At 72.8% G+C, this 18,239-nt stretch carries 17 protein-coding genes; 10 read left to right on the top strand and 7 right to left on the bottom strand.

Annotated elements, in window-relative coordinates; all coding sequences use genetic code 11:
- Positions 1-6: 6 nt before the first annotated feature.
- From hpaE to ABZ911_RS09000, 3 genes are read right to left on the bottom strand one after another with little or no spacing between them, the layout of a single operon-like run.
- Positions 7-1,473 carry a 5-carboxymethyl-2-hydroxymuconate semialdehyde dehydrogenase gene (gene hpaE / locus ABZ911_RS09010; RefSeq protein ID WP_358053565.1) on the bottom strand — a complete coding sequence of 489 codons (1,467 nt, stop codon included), beginning with the start codon at positions 1,471-1,473 and terminating at the stop codon, positions 7-9.
- The gene (gene dapA / locus ABZ911_RS09005; RefSeq protein ID WP_358053563.1) at positions 1,470-2,384 is read right to left on the bottom strand and encodes a 4-hydroxy-tetrahydrodipicolinate synthase; all 915 of its coding nucleotides are present in this window, start codon (positions 2,382-2,384) and stop codon (positions 1,470-1,472) included. The genes hpaE and dapA overlap by 4 nt, the downstream gene beginning before the upstream one ends.
- A 34-nt stretch (positions 2,385-2,418) precedes the next feature.
- Positions 2,419-3,936, bottom strand: coding sequence for a fumarylacetoacetate hydrolase family protein (locus ABZ911_RS09000; protein WP_358053561.1), 1,518 nt, complete (start codon positions 3,934-3,936; stop codon positions 2,419-2,421).
- Between the two features lie 125 nt (positions 3,937-4,061).
- Here ABZ911_RS09000 and hpaD point away from each other — a divergent pair, with 125 nt between their 5' ends.
- Both hpaD and ABZ911_RS08990 read left to right on the top strand, forming a co-directional pair.
- Positions 4,062-4,910, top strand: a complete 849-nt coding sequence (gene hpaD / locus ABZ911_RS08995; protein ID WP_358053559.1) for a 3,4-dihydroxyphenylacetate 2,3-dioxygenase — start codon at positions 4,062-4,064, stop codon at positions 4,908-4,910.
- 25 nt (positions 4,911-4,935) lie between these two features.
- Positions 4,936-5,682, top strand: coding sequence for an alpha/beta hydrolase (locus tag ABZ911_RS08990; protein ID WP_358053556.1), 747 nt, complete (start codon positions 4,936-4,938; stop codon positions 5,680-5,682).
- A 56-nt stretch (positions 5,683-5,738) separates the two neighbouring features.
- On the opposite strand, the gene ABZ911_RS08985 is transcribed toward ABZ911_RS08990, so the two are convergent.
- Positions 5,739-6,461, bottom strand: coding sequence for an SDR family NAD(P)-dependent oxidoreductase (locus tag ABZ911_RS08985; protein ID WP_358053554.1), 723 nt, complete (start codon positions 6,459-6,461; stop codon positions 5,739-5,741).
- On the bottom strand, positions 6,458-7,447 hold the full coding sequence (locus ABZ911_RS08980) for a methyltransferase (protein WP_358053552.1): 990 nt from the start codon (positions 7,445-7,447) through the stop codon (positions 6,458-6,460). Before ABZ911_RS08980 ends, ABZ911_RS08985 begins: the two co-directional genes overlap by 4 nt.
- 75 nt (positions 7,448-7,522) lie before the next feature.
- Here ABZ911_RS08980 and ABZ911_RS08975 point away from each other — a divergent pair, with 75 nt between their 5' ends.
- Positions 7,523-8,509, top strand: coding sequence for an aldo/keto reductase (locus tag ABZ911_RS08975; RefSeq protein ID WP_358053549.1), 987 nt, complete (start codon positions 7,523-7,525; stop codon positions 8,507-8,509).
- 16 nt (positions 8,510-8,525) lie between these two features.
- Here the strand turns inward: ABZ911_RS08975 and ABZ911_RS08970 are convergent, their stop codons facing one another.
- Complete coding sequence (locus ABZ911_RS08970; protein ID WP_358053547.1) at positions 8,526-10,061, bottom strand: amidohydrolase family protein; 1,536 nt, start codon at positions 10,059-10,061, stop codon at positions 8,526-8,528.
- A 78-nt stretch (positions 10,062-10,139) separates the two neighbouring features.
- Between ABZ911_RS08970 and ABZ911_RS08965 the strand changes: the two genes are divergently transcribed.
- From ABZ911_RS08965 to ABZ911_RS08935, 7 genes are read left to right on the top strand one after another with little or no spacing between them, the layout of a single operon-like run.
- Positions 10,140-11,075 (top strand): alpha/beta hydrolase, encoded by a 936-nt coding sequence (locus tag ABZ911_RS08965; RefSeq protein WP_358053545.1) that lies wholly within the window; start codon positions 10,140-10,142, stop codon positions 11,073-11,075.
- The gene (locus ABZ911_RS08960; protein WP_358053543.1) at positions 11,075-11,803 is read left to right on the top strand and encodes an ABC transporter ATP-binding protein; all 729 of its coding nucleotides are present in this window, start codon (positions 11,075-11,077) and stop codon (positions 11,801-11,803) included. Before ABZ911_RS08965 ends, ABZ911_RS08960 begins: the two co-directional genes overlap by 1 nt.
- Positions 11,800-13,524: an ATP-binding cassette domain-containing protein gene (locus ABZ911_RS08955; protein ID WP_358053541.1), complete on the top strand. Its 1,725-nt coding sequence runs from the start codon at positions 11,800-11,802 to the stop codon at positions 13,522-13,524. The genes ABZ911_RS08960 and ABZ911_RS08955 overlap by 4 nt, the downstream gene beginning before the upstream one ends.
- A gap of 32 nt (positions 13,525-13,556) precedes the next feature.
- Positions 13,557-14,711 carry an ABC transporter substrate-binding protein gene (locus ABZ911_RS08950; protein ID WP_358053539.1) on the top strand — a complete coding sequence of 385 codons (1,155 nt, stop codon included), beginning with the start codon at positions 13,557-13,559 and terminating at the stop codon, positions 14,709-14,711.
- On the top strand, positions 14,711-15,583 hold the full coding sequence (locus ABZ911_RS08945) for a branched-chain amino acid ABC transporter permease (protein WP_358053536.1): 873 nt from the start codon (positions 14,711-14,713) through the stop codon (positions 15,581-15,583). Before ABZ911_RS08950 ends, ABZ911_RS08945 begins: the two co-directional genes overlap by 1 nt.
- An 18-nt stretch (positions 15,584-15,601) precedes the next feature.
- Positions 15,602-16,711: a zinc-binding dehydrogenase gene (locus ABZ911_RS08940; protein WP_358053534.1), complete on the top strand. Its 1,110-nt coding sequence runs from the start codon at positions 15,602-15,604 to the stop codon at positions 16,709-16,711.
- Between the two features lie 11 nt (positions 16,712-16,722).
- On the top strand, positions 16,723-17,682 hold the full coding sequence (locus ABZ911_RS08935) for an aldo/keto reductase (RefSeq protein ID WP_358053533.1): 960 nt from the start codon (positions 16,723-16,725) through the stop codon (positions 17,680-17,682).
- 2 nt (positions 17,683-17,684) lie between these two features.
- On the opposite strand, the gene ABZ911_RS08930 is transcribed toward ABZ911_RS08935, so the two are convergent.
- On the bottom strand, positions 17,685-18,182 hold the full coding sequence (locus tag ABZ911_RS08930; protein ID WP_358053531.1) for a MarR family winged helix-turn-helix transcriptional regulator: 498 nt from the start codon (positions 18,180-18,182) through the stop codon (positions 17,685-17,687).
- Positions 18,183-18,239: the final 57 nt, after the last annotated feature.

Raw genomic sequence — 18,239 nt, 5'->3', positions numbered from 1 at the left:
GCGGGGTCAGACCAGGCCGAAGCGGGGGATCGGCAGGTCGTCGGTGGCCACGTGCACCACGTGCGGCTCGGTGAACACCTCGATGCTGTGCCGGCCGCCCTCCCGGCCCAGGCCGCTGGCCTTCACCCCGCCGAAGGGGGTGCGCAGGTCGCGGACGTTCTGCGAGTTGATCCAGACCATCCCGGCCTCGATCGCCTGGGCCATCCGGTGCGCCCGGCGCAGGTCGCCGGTCCACAGGTAGGCGGCCAGGCCGTACCGGGTGGCGTTGGCGAGCTCCACCGCCTCGGTCTCGGTGGAGAACGGGGAGACGCACACCACCGGGCCGAAGATCTCCTCCTGGAAGATCCGCATGCCCGGCGTCACGTCGGCGAAGACGGTGGCCTCCAGGAAGTTGCCGTGCGGCAGGGACGCCGGGCGGGAGCCGCCGACGGCCAGCCGGGCGCCCTCCTCGACGCCGACCCGGACGTAGTCCAGCACCCGGTCGTAGTGGTCGGGATGGATGAGCGCGCCCAGCTCGGTCGCCGGGTCCTCGGGGGAGCCCACCCTGATCCTGGCCGCCCGCTGGGCCAGCCGCGCCACGAAGGAGTCGTAGACGGTGTCCTGTACGAGCACCCGGGAGCTGGCCGTGCAGCGCTCGCCGTTCAGCGAGAAGACCCCGAAGATCGCGGCGTCCAGCGCCCGGTCCAGGTCGGCGTCGTCGAAGACCACCAGCGGCGACTTGCCGCCCAGCTCCATGGAGAGCGTCTTGAGGTGGTCCGCGGCCGAGCGCATGATGATCCGGCCGGTTCCCGTCTCCCCGGTGAAGGAGATGACCGGCACGTCGGGATGCGCCACCAGCGCCGCGCCCGCCTCCTCGCCGATCCCGTGCACCAGGTTGAACACGCCGGGCGGCAGCCCCGCCTCCTCCATGATCTCCGGCAGCAGGCTCGCCGACAGCGGCGACCACTCCGCGGGCTTCAACACGACCGGGCAGCCCGCCGCCAGCGCGGGCGCCAGCTTCCACGTCTCCAGCATGAACGGGGTGTTCCACGGCGTGATCAGCCCGGCCACCCCGATCGGCTTGCGCACCACGTAGTTGAGCTGCGAGCCGGCCACCCGGTAGACGTCCTCGCCGAGCGTGGTGATCAGGTCGGCGAAAAACCGGAAATTGTGCGCGGCCCGCCGCGACTGCCCCCTCGCCTGGGTGATGGGCAGCCCGGTGTCCCGGCACTCGTGGGTGGCCAGCAGGTCGTCCCGCGACTCGATCGCCGCGGCGATCGCGCGCAGCACGGCCGCCCGCTCCTCACCCGTCATCCGCGGCCACGGCCCGTCGGTGAAAGCCTTGCGCGCCGCCGACACCGCGGCCGCCACGTCCGCGGCGTCACCGGCCGCCACGGTCAAGTACGGCTCGTTGGTCGCCGGCGCCAGCGCGGTGAACGTCTCACCGGACACGCTCGGGACGTGCGCCCCGTCCATGTAGTGCTCAAGATTCATCGCGTGACGTCCTCGCTCAAAGCCAGCAACTCGGTGATCCGGGCGACCCCCGCCTCGGTGGGCGGGATCAGCGGCGGCCGTACCCACCCCGACGAGATCAGCCCGCGCCGCTCCAGCACCCACTTGGCCGGAGCCGGGTTGGGCTCCACGAACAGCAACTCCACCAGCGGGTGCAGGGCGTAGTGCAGGTCCAGCGCGCCCTCCCGGTCACCCTCGGTGAAGGTGGTGTACATCCGCGCCACGGCCGACGGCGCCAGGTTGGCGGCGGCGCTGACGAAGCCCGCCCCGCCGATCGCCAGCAGCGGCAGGCAGAGCGACTCGATCCCGGACCACATGAGGAAGTCGCGCCCGCAGCGGTACAGCACCTGCGAGAAGTGCTCGAAGTCCTTGGTGGTCTCCTTGATGCCCACGATGTTGTCGTGGGCGCGGCGCAGCCTGGCCACCGTGTCGGGGGCGATGTCCACCGCCGTCCGGGACGGCACGTTGTAGATGACGATCGGCAGCGCGGGGAACTCCGCAGCGATCGTGGCGTACCACCGGAACAGCGCCTCCTGCGAGGGGCGCGCGTAGTACGGGGTGATGACCAGGACGGCGTCGGCGCCCAGCCGGTCGGCCTCGGCGGTCAGCAGGAGGGTCTCCTCCAACCGCGCCGAACCGGTCCCCGGCAGGAACGGCACGCGGTCGGCCGTCACCTCGGCCACGGCGGTCATCGCCGCGATCCTCTCCTGCGCCGACTGGGCGCCCGGCTCGCCGGTGGAGCCGCCGATGGAGACGCCGTGCGAGCCCTGGTCGAGCTGCCAGCGCACCAGCGCCCGCAGCGAGTCCAGGTCCAGTGCCCCCTCGGCGGTGAACGGCGTCACCACCGGGGCGATGGACCCGCGGACGGCCGCCGGATCCGAACGGAACTTCATGTGATCCCTCCTTGACGCGATGATGGGCGCGGCGTCACCGGGTGGCCCGCCACCGCTGGTACTCCGCCCGCCAGGTCTGGTTCATCGGGTACAGACCGTCCACGGAGGCGCCCTCGCCGACCCGTTCGCAGATGAAGCGCTCCTCGTCCTCCTGCCGGACGGCGTCCCGCGCGACCTCGGCGGCCAGCGCGGGCGGGATCACCACCACCCCCTCGGCGTCGCCGGCCAGCACGTCGCCGGGCATCACCAGCACGCCGCCGCAGGCGACCGGGAGCTGGGAGTCCATCGGGACGTGACGGCGGCCGAGCACGGCCGCGTGCGGGACGGCGAAGTAGGCGGGCAGGTCGAGTCCGGCGAAGGACGGGCTGTCGCGCAGGCCGCCGTCGGTGACCACACCCGCCGCGCCCCTGCGCAGCGCGCGCAGTGCCAGGATGTCGCCGAGGGTGCCCGCGCCGTGCTCGCCGCGCGCCTCGATCACCAGCACCTCGCCGGGGCGGATCTCCTCCACGGTGCGCTTCTGCGCGTTCATGCCGCCGCCGCGCTCGGCGAAGACGTCCTCGCGCAGGGGGAGGTAGCGCAGCGTCCTGGCCACGCCGACCATGCGCAGGTCGGGACGGGTGGGGCGGACGCCCTCGATGAAGTGGTGGTCGATGCCGCGCTTGCGGAGCTGCGCGGAGAGCGTCGCGGTCGACACCGACTTCAACGCCGCCACAACCTCAACATCCATCCTGTACGGCTCCGCCACCCCCGCCCCCGCCGCGCCCGCCGTGACCACCTCCGTCACGCCCGCCCCTGTCGTACCCGAGCTGTCGGTTTCCGGATTTTTCGTGGTTTGTTGCGATATGCGAGGTGAGCCGTAGGCGGCGGTTCGGGTGGCGGCGTCGATGTGGGGCTGGACGCCCCAGGGCGGCAGGGGAGTGCGGGCGGCGACGATCTCGTTGCGCAAGCGGCCCGCGCCCTCCAGCTCGACCTCCACCACGTCGCCGGGCCGTACCACGGTCGAGCCCGCCGGGGTGCCGGTGAGGACGATGTCGCCGGGGTCCAGCGTCATGAGCCGGGACAGGTCGGCGATCAGCACGTCGAAGCCGAACAGCAGCTCCCCGGTGTCCCCCCGCTGCACCAGCTCGCCGTTGACGTAGGTGCGCAGGCGCAGGTCGGCCGGCTTCACCCCGGTCAGCAGCTCGGGGCCGACCGGCGTGAAGCCGTCCTGCCCCTTGGCCCGAAGGTTGGAGCCGAGGTCGGCGTGCTTGAAGTCGTAGACGCCGAAGTCGTTGGCCGCCGTGTACCCCGCCACGTGCTCCAGGGCCCGTTCGGGGGGCACCCGGTGGGCGGCGGCGCCGATCACGATGGCGATCTCGCCCTCGAAGGCGAGCAGCTCACAGCGGTCCGGACGGACCACGGGGCGTCCCGTCCAGGACAGCGACGAGGTCGGCTTGAGGAAGTAGGAGGGCACGGCCGGGCTGCGGCCACGCTCGGCCGCTCGGCTGCGGTAGTTGAGATGGACCGCGACGATTTTCCCCGGGGCCAGGCCGAGCGGGTGCACCACCGTCATCCTTTCCAAATCATATATGACATCGTCGAGGATAACGGATCGGGGCGCGTTGGAGCTATAGACAAAAATATTTGGATTCGTACATGATTTACCGCACGTGGCCGGAACCCCCAGGGAGGGAAGCGATGGGCGAGATCGTGATGGCCGCCAAGATCACGCATGTGCCGTCGATCTGGCTGTCCCTCCAGCCCGGCAAGCACCACGGCATCCGCCGCCCCGCCGAGAAGGCGCTCACCGAGGTGGGCAGGCGGGCGCGCGAGCGCGGCGCCGACACCTTCCTGGTCGCCGACACCCACTGGATGAACAGCATCGGCTTCCACCTCAACGGCAGGGAACGGCACCGGGCCTCCTACGCCAGCCACGAGCTGCCGCACTTCATCCACGACCTGGAGTACGACTACGCGGGCGACGCCGAGCTGGCCGAACTGGTCCGGCAGGAGATCGTCGCGGGCGGGCAGAAGGCGCTCGTGCACACCTACCGCGACCTGGGCCTGGAGTACGCCACCCTGGTGCCGATGTACTTCATGAACCAGGACTCCGGCATCCGGGTGCTGCCGATCGGCTGCAACATCTACTCCACGATCGACGAGAACCGCCGGATCGGGGAGGCGCTGCTGCGTGCCGTACGGCGGAGCGACCGCAAGGTGGCCTTCCTGGCCAGCGGGTCGCTGTCGCACGCCTTCCCGCCCAACGAGATCGCCGAGACGCTGCTCAACGAGGTGAGCAGCGAGATCAACAAGAAGGTGGACCTCGCCGTCCTGGACATGTGGGCGCAGGGCCGGATCGCGGAGTTCCTGGCCATGCTGCCCGACTACAACGTCAGGTGCACGGGTGAGGGTGCGATGGCCGACACCGCGATGCTGTTCGGCCTGCTGGGCTGGGCGGACTACGCGGGCAGGGGCGAGCTGCTGTGCCCGTACTTCGGGTCCACGGGCACCGGCCAGGTCGTCGTGGACTTCCCCGTGCCCGCCTGAGCCGGACAGTACGATCGGAAATCGTATGCGAAACTATGTGACGGAATGCGCCGGCCTCGCCGTGCGCACGTTCATCCCGCAGGAGCCGGAGACGGCGCCGCCCGTGCTCCTCGTGCACGGGTTCGCCTCCGACGGCCGCGCCGACTGGGAGGAGACCGGCCTGGTCGCCGCCCTCACCGGCGAGGGACGCACGGTGATCGTCCCCGACCTGCCCGGACACGGCGACAGCCCCGCCCCCGGCGACCCCGCCGAGGCGGGCGCGGCCGCGATCGCCACACGCCTGGCCACGGCGGTCGGCGACCGGGAGTACGACGTCGTCGGCTACTCCCTCGGCTCCCGCCTCGCCTGGGAACTGCCCGGCCGGGTACGGCAGGCCGTGCTCGGCGGGCTCAGCCCGTTCGAGCCGTTCGCCCCCGTGGACGTCGAGGCGCTGCGCCTCGCGGTCACCACCGGAGCCGACCCGGCCGACCCGCTGACCGCGATGATCGCGGGCCTGGTCCGCTCCTCCGGCGAGCGCGCGGCCGGCCTGGTGACCTGCGTGGAAGGGCTGCGGGCCACCCCGTTCGAGCCCGGCGCGTGGCCCGGGGAACGGCCGCCCGTCTTCGTCGCCGGCCGCGACGACCCGATGACGACCGGCGTCGAGCGCGTCGCCGGCCTGACCGCCGGAGCCGAACTGGTGACCGTGCCCGGCGACCACCGGGGCGCCCTCGCCGGGGCGGAGTTCCGCGACACCGTCCTGAGAGCCCTCCGGCGGGCCGGGGACGATCGGTGAGCTCCACCAAGGCGTCCCGCGCCTCAGGGTTGCCGTACCCCCGTCTGCCCTGTGGGTCAGACCAGGAGCTGACCCCCGTCCACCTGTACCACCGTCCCCGTGATGTGGCCCGCCTGGGGTGAGGCCAGGAAGAGGACCAGCGGGATGATGTCGCCGGTCGAGGCGATCCGGCCGAGTGGGATGCGCGACTCCCAGGCGGCGCGGGCCCGGGGGTCGTCCATCAGGCCCGCGGTCATCGGGGTGTGCACGGGGCCGGGGGCGACGCCGTTCACCCTGATGCCGTGCCCGGCCAGCTCCAGCGCGGCGGTCCTGGTGAGCGCGTCCACGGCGGCCTTGGTGGCCTCGTAGTGGCCCAGCCCGGCGGTCGGCTGACGGGCGCCGATGGAGCTGATGTTCACCACACTCCCGGCGCGGCCCTCGGCGATCATCCGCCGGGTCACCGCCTGGGTGACCAGGAACGTGCCGCGCAGGTTGACCGCGATCACCCGGTCGAGGATCTCCACCGGCAGCTCGGTCAGCGGGCCGCCGCCCGCCACGATGCCCGCGTTGTTCACCAGCACCTCGACCGGGCCCGCCTCGGCCACGCCCGCGGCGACCTGGGCGGCGTCGGTGATGTCCATCTCGACGGCGGTCGCGCCGAGCCCGGCGGCGACCGCCTTGGCCGCGGCGCCGTCCACGTCGGCGACGACCACCCGGTCGCCCGCCGCCGCGAACGCCTCCGCCGCCGCCCGCCCGATTCCGCTCGCCCCACCCGTGACCAGCACGACCCGCCCGCTCATCGGGCTTCCGCGACGATCACCCGGGGGCTGCCGGGGAGGGTGAGGGTCTCCAGGGGCGTCCAGCCGGCTTCGGTCAGCCAGCCGCGCACCTCGTCCTCGGGGTAGACCACGGTGCCGTCGATGACGAGGTACTCCGCCGCGTGCAGCGCGTCGATGGGCCGCTGGGCGGGGTCGGAGTCGAGGAAGAAGTCCAGCAGGAGCAGCCGGGCACCGGGGTCGGCGGCCTGGCGGGCGCGGCGGGCGATGGCCAGGTTCTGGTCGGGCTGGTAGCGGTGGACGAGGTGTTCCAGCAGCACCAGGTCGAAGCCGGCGGGCACGTCGCCGGTGAGCGGGTCGCCCTCCACGACCTCCACCCGGTCGCCCACCCCCGCCTCGGCCAGCGTCTTCCTGGCGTGCCCGGCCAGGTCCCCGCCGGACAGGAACACGCCGCGCAGGCCGGGCGCCGAGCGCAGCGCCTCGGCCAGGAACGAGCCGGACAGGCCGCCGAGGTCGAGGACGCGCCGGTGGACGGTGAAGTCGTACGCGGTGGCGAGCATGCTCGCGTGCAGCGCGTTGTAGGTCATCACCCCGGTCAGGAACCGGCCCATCCGGTCGCCGCCCAGGTCGAGCGGCGCGGGCCGGGCCGTACGGGCGGTGGTGCCGAAGCCCTGCCAGTGGCCGTAGCTGATGCCGTCCAGGAAGGCGAGGAACGGCCGCAGATCGATGTCGTCGCCGCCGGTGAGATAGCGGGCGGTGGCGGGGGTGTTGGCGTACCGGCCGCCGGTTCTGCTCAGCAGCCCGAGGGAGGACATGGCGTCGGCCAGGATCCTGGCCGTGCGGGCGGGCAGCCCGGTGCGCTCGGCCAGTTCGCCCGCGCTCGCGGGAGCGTCGGCCAGCGCGGCGAACAGGCCGTTCTCGGCCGCCGCGAAGAGCTGTTTGGCGGCCATGTAGCCGATGGCGACGTCCACGATGCGTTCGGGGCCGGAGTTGTCCAGGTGGGGGGACATGGCAACCTCTCCTTAAAGTATGGGGAATAATATACGATTTGTGGTCTCGGTGGCCAGGGAATGGGAGGAACGGCGGTGGACGCAGGTCAGGTGCCCACCCGGCGGCTCGGCGCGAACGGGCCCGAGGTGCCGGTGTTCAGGCTCGGGTCGTGGAACACATGGGACCGTATGACGCCGGAGCGGGCGGCCGAGCTGATCGCGACCGCCGTCGGGCGCGGGATCACCCTGTTCGACGTGGCCCACTACAACTTCGGGCCGCACGCCGAGAACGCCATGACCGACGTGATCTTCGGCAAGGCGGTACGGGAGGCCGGGGTCGCCAGGGAGGACTACCTGCTGTGCGGCAAGCTGTGGCTGTGGGACTATCCGGCCGCCTCCTTCGCCGGGCAGCTGCGCACCTCACTGGACCGGGTCGGGGTCGACCGGGCCGACCTCGTGGTCCTCGGCGACTTCTTCGGGCCGCTCGACCTGCGGGCCGTGGTGGGCGAGGTGGGGGAGCTGATGCGGGACGGATGGTTCGGGGCGTGGGGGGTGAACAACTGGGCGGCGCGTGACGTGTGGCGGGCGCGGGAGATCGCGATCGCCGAGGGGGTGACGCCGCCGTCGTTCGCGCAGCTCAAGTACAGCCTGGCGCGGCGCTCGGTGCCCGAGGGCGAGCCGTACGGGCGGCTCTTCGCCGAAGGCGGGATGGGCCTGCAGGCCTCCGATGTCTTCGAGGGCGGCATCCTCGCCGGGAAGCTCCAGCCCACCCGCAAGATCGGCGCCGACCCGGGCGGCATCCGCGACCGGATCAGGGCCGCCTACCCCCGCGTGGAGGCGGCGGCCCACCGGCTCGGGGCCACTCCGGCACAGCTCGCGGTGGCCTACTGCCTGACACATCCCCCGGTCGCCACCGTCCTGTTCGGCGTGAGCGACCTGGCCCAACTCCAGGACAACCTCGGCGCACTGGACCTGCTCACCCGCCACGGCGACACCCTGCGCGAGGCACTCACCGACCTGTGGCTCGACCGCGACATCGTCCACCCCGACGCCTCCTGGGGCACCGACGGGCCGACGGACTGACTTGACCGCAGGCGGGTCAGGCCTCGTGGATCACGTGTCCGCCGATCATGGTCATCTGGATGGGGAGTTGGGGGATGGCGTCGGGTTCGGTGTCGAGGAGGTCGCCGCCCAGTACGCAGAGGTCGGCTGTCTTGCCCTCCTCCAGGGAGCCCTTCCACGCCTCGGCGCCATCCTGCCAGGCGGGTGCGATCGTGTACGCGCGCAGCGCCTGGGCGACGCTCAGGCGCTGCGCGGGTCCGCGCACCCGCCCGTCCGCGCCCTTGCGGGTGACGGCGGCGGCCAGTCCGGCCCGCCAGTCCGGGCTGAGCACGGGCGCGTCCGAACTCAGGCACAGTACGGCCCGCGCGGCCAGCGTGTCCCGTACCGGCCAGGCGTCCGGCAGCACCCGCTCACCGAGCGCGCCCACCAGCATGTCCTCGGTCGCCACCGCGATCCCCGCCTGCGTGTTCAACCCGATCCCCGCCTCGGCCATGGCCGCCAGCGTCCCGGGACGCAGCACGTCGCCGTGGATGACGTAGTGCCGCGCCCCCCACCGCCCGTCCGCCGCCATGGCGGCCCGCATCGCCTCGACGGCGGCCCGCGTCGCCCGGCCGCCGGTGGCGTGCACCCCGACCTGGTACCCGGCCGCGTGCGCCGCCCGAACCATCAGTGAGAACGCCTTCCCCCGCCGGTCGTCCTCGCCGTCACCCGCACTCTCGCCCACGGCGCCCGCGCTGCGGCGCTCGCCGGTGCCGTACCCAGGGCCGGTGCCGTACCCAGGGCCCGTGCCGTAGCCAGGGCCCGTGCCGTACCCGGGGCTCGGGGCGTCGAGCGGGGCGATCAGGAGGGAGCCGTGGCCGGTGCCGTCGGCGTAGGGTTCGTCGGTCCAGGCGGTGCTCATCGGGGGGATGCCGTCGGCGAAGATCTTGACGCCCGCCACTCTGAACCAGCCCGGCACGTCGCGCGGCGGCTTGAAGTCGCGCAGGCCGTCCAGCAGGGCGTCGAGCGTGCTCGGGCCGTCCAGCTCCCCGAACAGCATCAGCGCGGTGACCCGTGCGGTGAGCAGCCCTTCGGCGGCCAGGTCGGCGTAGTCCCGCAGCGCCCCGGAGGAGAAGCAGCCGCTCGCGCCCGCGTCCTCACCCGGCCCCAGGCCGGGCTCGGTGTAGCTCGTCACCCCCAGCGAGGCCAGCAACTCCTGCGTACGCAGGATCGCGGCCCGCCGCTCGGCACTGCCCTCCAGCCGCGAAGGCCCGGCCGCGCCGGGCTCTGGTCTCCCGTGCCCCGGCGCGGTGAGCTGGTCCATCAGGAGCCGAGGCCACATGGCGCCGAGCCAGACGCCGTGCAGGTGGGAGTCGTTGATCCCCGGTAGCACCGAGGCGCCGGCCAGGTCGACGACGCGGGTGGTCCGGCCGATCAGGGGGGCGACCTCGTCGGCGGTGCCCACCCTGGCGATCCGGCCGTCGCGGATCGCGAGGGCTTCGCGGACGCGGTCGGCGGCGTCGACGGTGTGGACGCGCCCTCCGGTGAGCACGGTGTCCGCGGCGGTCGTCTCGTCCCGGCATTCGTTGCGCAACGTCTACCTCTTCGCTCTGGACACCATCATCCGGATCCACATACCGTACATGGAATCAAATACGATTTTCGAGAGGTCATGATGCCCCTCCATCCCGAGGCGCAGCGGATCATTGAACGCACCCGCGTCGAGGATCCCGCCCAGGCCGCGCCGCTCGACCCGCGGACCATGCGCGAGATGTTCCGCGGCCTCTGGCGGATGCCGGACGACCTCCCGCCGGTGGGCGGGGTGGCCGACACGATCCTCGGCGACGTCCCGGTCCGCGTCTACACCCCTGATGGCGACGGCCCCTTCCCCGCCTTCGTCTGGTTCCACGGCGGCGGCTGGACGATCGGCTCGCTGGACGAGAACGAGGTCGCCTGCCGGGAGGTGTGCGCGCGGGCGGGCGCGGTGGTGGTGTCGGTCGACTACCGGCTGGCACCCGAGAACCCGTACCCGGCCGCCGTGGACGACTGCTACGCCGTGGTCGAGTGGATCGCGGCGCGCGGCGCGGAGCTCGGCGCCGACCCGGCGCGGATCGCGGTCGGCGGCGAGAGCGCGGGCGGCAACCTGGCCGCCGTCGTCGCGCTCAAGGCGCGTGACCTGGGCGGGCCGCCGATCGCGCTGCAGGTGCTGGTCTCTCCGGTGGTCGGCCACTGCGACGACGGCCAGGCCTCCTACCGCGAGTACGCCGACGGCTACTTCCTGTCCAAGGACAGCATGGCGTGGTTCTTCACCCTCTACCCGCGCGGCCCCGAGGACCTCACCGACCCCTACTTACTCCCGCTGCGCGCCACCGACCTGTCGGGCCTGCCCCGCGCGCTGGTCATGGGCGCGGAGTACGACGTGCTGCGCGACGAGGGCGAGGAGTACGCCCGCCGCCTGGAGAAGGCCAGCGTCCCGGTCGAGTTGGTCCGCTACGACGGCCTGATCCACGGCTTCTTCGGCCTGCTGGCCACCGAGCTGGGCGCGGCGAGCGACGCGCACCGGCGTGCCGCCGCCGCCCTGCGCTCGGCCTTCGCCGGAGAACGCTGATGTCCGGCGGGATCCTCCGGCTGAGCGGCGTGGCGGTCAACCGGGGCGAGGTCCCGGTCGTCCAGGACGTCTCGGTGGACGTGGCGGCCGGCGCGGTGACGGTGGTGCTCGGCGCGAACGGCGCGGGCAAGACCACGCTCATGGACGGCATCGCCGGTCTCGCCCCCACCCCGGCGGGGACGATCGAGCTGGACGGCCTCGCCATCCAGCGGCTGCCCACCTACAAGCGCGCCCAGGCCGGGCTCGGGTACGTCGAGCAGTCCCGCACGGTCTTCCGCACCCTCACCGTCGAGCAGAACCTGCTCGTCTCGCAGGCGGGCGACGGCGACCCGGCCACCGTCTACCGGCTCTTCCCCGAACTGGACAACCGCCGCGGGCTCCAGGCCGGGCACCTGTCGGGCGGCGAGCAGCAGATGCTGGTGCTCGGCCGCGCCCTGGTGTCGGACCCGAAGGTGGTGCTGATCGACGAGATGTCGCTCGGCCTCGCCCCGGTCGCGGTGCGCCGCCTGATGAAGGCCGTCGGCGACCTGGTGGGCCTGGGCATCGCGGTCCTGCTCATCGAGCAGTTCGCCGGGCTGGCGCTGGAGCTCGGCAGCCACGCGTACATCCTGCGCAAGGGCCGGGTGGTCTTCGACGGCCCGTGCGCCGAGCTGCGCGGGGACGACGAGCGGCTGCACGAGTGCTACTTCGGCCTGGCGCCCGCCGGGGATGGGAGCGACAGCCGATGAACCTGATCGACCGCCGGGCCGCCGCGCTGGGGGTGGGCGCCGCGGTGGCGGCCTGCGTGGCGCTGCCCGCGGTGCTGCCGCCGTACTGGATCTATCTCGCGGTCGCGGCGATGGTCAGCGCGGTCATCATGCAGAGCTACGGCGTGATCATCGGTAGGGCCGGGATGATGTCGCTCTGCCAGATGTCGTTCGCCGCCATCGGCGCCTGGGTGGTGCTGCGGCTGAACCTGGCCGACGCGCCCGGCGGGCTGCCGCTCTGGCTGCTGCTCGGCGGGCTGGCGGCGGTGCCGGTCGGCGTGGCGATCGGGCTGCCCGCGCTGCGCATCCGCGGCGTGAACCTGGCGGTGGTCACGCTCGGCTTCGCGGTCTCCACCGACATCGTCCTCAACGCCCACCAGTTCCCCGGTACGAGCGAGCTGAAGACGCTGGTCAGGCCGTCGATGTTCGGCACCAACAGCCGCTACTTCGTGCTCACCGTGATCGTCTTCACGCTGATCGCGCTCGGCCTGGCGGTGCTCAACCGGACCAGGCTCGGCATGTCGTGGCTGGAACTGCGCCACTCCGAGCGGGCCGCCGCCGCGCACGGCATCTCGGTGGCGCGCAGCAAGCTGGCCGCGTTCGCGATCAGCGCCTTCATCGCGGGCGTCGGCGGCGGGCTGATGGCCGGGCAGCTCGGCCTGGTGGTCTCCGGCAACTTCGCGATGACGCAGTCGCTGGCGCTGTTCGCGGTGGCCGTCCTGATCGGGCCGCACCACCCCGAGGGCGCGCTGATGGGCGGCGTCTTCGGCGCGGTGATGGCGACCCTGCTGGAGAAGCTCAGGCTGCCGCAGGACCTGGGCGGCATCCTGTTCGGCATCATGGCGATCTTCGCACTGCGCGGCGGGGTCAGCCAGACCGACCTGGTCCGCTCCCACAGACGGGAACGCGCGGCGCGGGCCCTGCTCGCGTCCCGCGACCCGCGGCCCGAGCACGAGCCCGCCCCGGAAGACCCGGCGGGTACGGCGGCGCAGCCGAGCCTCACCGTGCGCGGCCTCACCGTGCGCTACGGCGAGGTCCTCGCCCTCGACGAGATGGACCTGACCGTCCCCGCCGCCTCCGTCGTCGGCCTGATCGGCCCGAACGGCGCGGGCAAGTCCACCTTCATCGCGGCGGTCAGCGGCTTCGTCGCCGATTACCAGGGCACCGTCGCGCTGGCCGGTGACCCGCTGGACGGGCTCAGTCCCAGCGGCAGGGCGCGGCGGGGGCTGCGCCGTACCTTCCAGACCACGCTCATCGCGCCCGAGCTGACCCAGTACGAGTACATGACGATCGGCGCCGGCCGCAGGCTGGCCGCCGAGGAGGCCGACGAGCTGCTGGCCTTCTTCGGCTGCCCGCCGGGCGTGGTGCCGGTCTCGATCCTCGACGCGGGCACCCGCCGCCTGCTCGACGTGGCCGCCGCGGTCGCCGCCAGGCCCCGCGTCGCGCTGCTGGACGAGCCGGGCGCGGGCCAGTCGGCGGCCGAGTCGCTGGCGCTGGGCGCCAGGCTGGCCCAGGTTCCGGCGCGCTTCGGGGTGTCGGTCCTGCTGGTCGAGCACGACTTGGAACTGGTCAGGGCGGCCTGCGAGCAGGTCACCGTCCTCGACTTCGGTCACGTCATCGCCTCGGGCCCGACCGGGGCGGTGCTGGAGGATCCGGCGGTCGTGGCCGCCTACCTCGGCACTGCGGACGTCCCCGTGGCCTGACACCCCCCAACCTCACCGGACGAAGGACACCCATGAAGCGTTCGCACCTGGCCGCGTCGGCGGCGCTCGCGCTCTGCCTGGCCGTCACCGCCTGCGGGGGCGGCGGTGGCGGTCCCGGCGACCCGATCAAGGTCGGTTCGATCAACGGCGTCACCGGCCTGTTCCAGACCCCGGAGGTGCCGCCTGCGGTCAAGGCGGTGTTCGAGGAGGTCAACGCGGCCGGCGGGATCAACGGCCGCAAGATCGAGCTGATCAGCAGGGACGACGCGATGAACCCGCAGCGCTCCACCGAGGCCGCGCTGGAGCTCATCGAGTCGGAGAACGTGGTCGCGCTCGTCGGCTCCTCCAGCGCCGTGGACTGCGGCCTCAACCGGGCCACCTACAGCAATGCCGGGATCGTCTCCATCCCGGCCATCGGCGTCGACCCCGCCTGCTTCACCAGCCCGAACATCGCGCCGGTCAACCCCGGCCCGTTCAAGCTGATCACCGCGATGCTCTACTACGCCTCCGAGACGCTGAAGCGGGACAAGGTCTGCCTCTACTTCACCGTGCTGCCGGGCAGCGGCGGCGGCATCGACAACGCGATCAAGGAGTGGACCGGCCTGACCGGCAAGTCGCTCGCGGTCAAGGACACCTCGGTCGGCCAGGGCGACCCGACGCCGTACCTGGTCAAGGCCAAGAGCTCCGGGTGCCAGGCGATCCTCTACAACGCGCAGGTCGGGCCGTGGTTCGCGCAGGCCAAGACGCAGGGCATGCAGGACGTGGACTTCATCATGGCGGCCAACAGCTACACCGACGCCAACGCCGAGGTCATCCCGGACGGGATGAAGGCGTACGCGGGCACCGAGTGGCAGCCGTACACCGACGAGTCGCTGCCCGGCAACCAGCGCTGGGCACAGGTCATCGACAAGAACAAGATCCAGAAGACCGCGTTCAGCCAGGGCGCGGTGATGGCGGCCGACGTGTTCGTCCAGGTGCTGAAGTCCATCAAGGGCGACATCACCCGTGAATCGGTCACCGCGGCGTTCAAGGGCATGCAGCCGATCGACTACCCGATGGTGGGCACGCCGTGGGTGTTCGGTCCGGGCGAGGCGCACAACCCGATCGAGGGCAGCCGCTTCGTCAAGGTCAACGGCGGCAAGTGGGAGGTCCTGCCCGAGGACTTCATCGTGCCGGGGAGAAAGTGATGCTGAACTCCGTGGTGGCGGGCCTGACCAGCGGCGGTGTGTACGCGCTGCTCGGCCTGTGCGTCGTGCTCACCTACCGGCTGGTCGCCGTGGTCAACTTCGCGATGGCGGCGGTCGGCGCGATGGGCGCCTTCGTCATGGTCACGCTCACCGACGCCGGGCTGCCCGCCTGGCTCGCGCTGCCGCTCGGCGCGGTCGCGGGCGGCGCGCTGTCGGCACTGCTCGGTGCCGCGCTGGCCCGCTGGTTCGGCGAGCACGGCGAGCGCACCAAGGCCGCCGTGACCGTGGCGGTGTACGTCGCGATCATGGCGATCGGGCTGCGCCTGTTCGGCAGTGTGACGACCGGCGCGCGGCGCTTCCCGGCCTGGTTCGACGCGCCCGCCTTCACGGTGGGCGGCGTCGTGGTGCCGCAGTCGGTGCTCGTCTCGCTGGCCTTCGCCGTCCTCATCACCGTCGGCGTCGGCCTGCTGCTCACCAGGACCGCCGTCGGGCTGCGGCTGCAGGCGCTGTCGGAGCGGCCCGCCACGGCCCAGGTGGTCGGCATCGCCGCGCCGCGCCTGGCCGTGGCCGTGTGGGCGGCGATCGGCGCGATCAGCGCGCTGGTCATCGTGCTGGTCGCGCCGCGCCTCGGCGGCGACTTCTCCACCCTCGGCAACCTCATCACCACGGCGCTGGCCGTCGCCATGGTCGGCGGGTTCCGCAGCCTGCCGCTGACCCTGGCGGGCGGGGTGCTCCTCGGCTGCCTGGAGGGGCTGTCGGCCTCGCTGGCCGCCATCCAGCAGTACCGCGGCGTCGTCCCGTTCCTGGTGATCCTCGTGCTGCTGTGGTGGCGCAGCCGCGACGAGGTCTGGGACACCGCCCACACCAGATAGCGCATCGGAGAGGATCACATGCCAGTCCCCACCTCCACCAGGGCCGCGGTGCTGCGCGAACACGCCGGGCCGCTGGCCCTGGAGAAGATCCCGCTACCGGAGGAGTGCGAGGCGGGCGCGGCGGTCGTCGCCGTCCGCTGCGCCACCCTGTGCGCCACCGACGTCCACCTGTGGAGCGGCGCCATGTCGCTGCCCGGCATGCTGCCGATGGTGCTCGGCCACGAGATGGCGGGCGTGGTGGAGGCCGTCGGCCCCGGCACGGTCGACGCGCTGGGCCGCCCGGTCCAGGTGGGCGACCGGATCGGCTGGTCGGAGTCCACCTGCGGGCACTGCTACGGCTGCACGGTGCTGCGCGCCCCGGTGGCCTGCCTCGACCGCGGGTACGGCTTCCGCCAGCGCGCCGACCGCTGGCCGTACTCCACGGCGGGCCTGGCCGAGTACGCCTACGTGACGCCGGGCGCGCAGAAGGTCGTGCTGCCCGGCGACGTGCCCGACACCTGGGCCGCCGCCGCGGGCTGCTCGGTCAAGACCGTGCTGCACGCCTTCGACCGGGCCGGCGGCCTGCGCCCCGGCTCCAGCGTGCTGGTGCAGGGCGCGGGCGCGCTCGGCCTGGTGGCCACCGCGGTGGCCAGGGCGTCGGGCGCCGGCACGGTGATCACCGTCGGCGGTCCCGGCTACCGGCTGGACCTGGCCAGGAGGTTCGGCGCGGACGTCACCGTCGGCCTGGACGGCGAGCCCGCCGACCGGCTGGCCGCCGTGCTGGAGGCCACCGAGGGGCGCGGCGCCGACCTGGTGCTCGACCTGGCGGGGGCGCCCGGCGTGGGCGCGGAGGCGGTGGACGCCGCCGCCTGGGGCGGCACGTTCGTCGTGGTCGGCAGCACCGGGCCGCGCCCCGAGCCGATCCCGCTGGGCACGGTCATGGGCAAGGAGCTCACCGTGCGCGGCTCGCTCAACGGCGACGTCGCCGACTACCACCGGGCGGTCGAGTTCCTGCGCGCCTTCCGGCTCAGATTCCCCTGGGACGATCTGTTCGGCGAGCCCGCCGGGCTGGCGGGCGCCTCCGCGGCGCTCGTCTCGATGTCCCGGCTCCAGCAGGTCAAGGCCGTCATCCATCCCTGGCTTCCGTAACGAGGAGACCGATGTCGAAGATCATCCCGCGTCGCCGGATCGGCACCCGCGGTCCCGACGCCTCCGTCCTGTCGCTGGGCTCCTGGCACATCTACGACAGGATGAACTTCGCCGACTCCGTGGCGATGCTGCAGCGCGCCGTCGACCTGGGCGTCAACCTGTTCGACGTCGGCGTGTACGGCCTGGCCGACCAGCCCCCCGTCTACACCGACGTGCTGTTCTCCGCGATCGTCCGCGCGGCGGGCATCGACCGGGACGACTACCTGCTGTCGGTCAAGTTGTGGCTGGAGCCGTACCCCGAGCAGGCGTTGCGCGACCAGCTCGAACACGCGCTGTTCCGGGTGGGCGCGGAGCGGGCCGACATGGCGGTGCTGGGCGACATCCGCGACGAGGGCCTCGACCTGCGCCGCCTGGCCGCCGACCTGGCCGAGCTGGAGTCCCTCGGGCTGCTGGGCTGCTGGGGGGTGAACAACTGGTCGGCCTCGGCGGTGCACGAGATCAGGCGGCACGCGCTGGCGGCCGGGTCGCCGGGGCCGCAGCTCGCCCAGCTCAAGTACAGCCCGTGCCGCCGGTCGATCCCCGACGGGGCGCCGTTCGCGGCGGTGTTCGCCGAGGGGATCAGCCTGCAGGCCTCCGACGTGCTGGAGGGCGGCCTGCTGGCCGGGCGCAAGTCGCTGACCCGGCAGATCGGCCGGGATCCGGGGCTGGTGCGGGACCGGATCATCGAAGCGGCCGGCGGCATCGGCGCGGTCGCCGCCGACCTGGACGCCACCGCGGCCCAGCTCTGCCTGGCTTTCGCACTCAGCCACCCGTCTGTGTGCACCGTGCTGTTCGGCAGCAGCGGCACCGGCCAGTTGCTGGAGAACGTGGGCGCGCTGGAGTTGCTGGAGCGGGTCGGCGCCGACCGGCTGCGCGGCCTGCTGGAGCCGTTCTGGGTGGACCGGCACGTGATCGACCCCGAGGGGCCCTGAGGCTAGGAGGTCTCCAGATGTCGCACGATCGTGCGCAGCGCGGCGGCGAGCGCCCTGCGCTGCTCGCCGTCCAGGTCCTTGACGACGAACGCCTCCTCGCGGTTGAAGTCGGGGAACAGCGTGCGCATGAGCCGCTCGCCGGGCGGGGTGAGCGCCAGCATGACGCGCCGCCTGTCGGTCGGGTGGGGGGAGCGGCGGACGTAGCGGTAGGACTCCAGCGTCTTGGTCACGCCGGTGAGGGTGCCCTTGGAGATGCCGGCCTCGGCGGCGACATGGCGGGTCTCGCTCTCCCCCCAGATCCACACCACCCACATCACCACGAACCCGGTCCAGGTCAGTCCGGTGTCGCGGAGCACGGTCCGTTCGAAGTGGTTCCGGATCGAGGCCGAGGCCCGGTAGATGTTCGAGACCGCCCACATGGCCTCGAAGTCGATGTTCAGGCCGCCCAGCCGCTGGGTGATGGCGTCCTCGGTGCTCCGCAGGTCGTGGTGTCCCGTCATACCGGCCACGTTAGAGCCGCCGGCGGCGGACGCCGAACACGAGCCGCCCGGCGCCAC

This window comes from Nonomuraea sp. NPDC046570, assembly GCF_040645915.1.
Classification (GTDB): Bacteria; Actinomycetota; Actinomycetes; order Streptosporangiales; family Streptosporangiaceae; genus Nonomuraea.
This window is presented reverse-complemented; position numbering and strand designations above follow the sequence as displayed.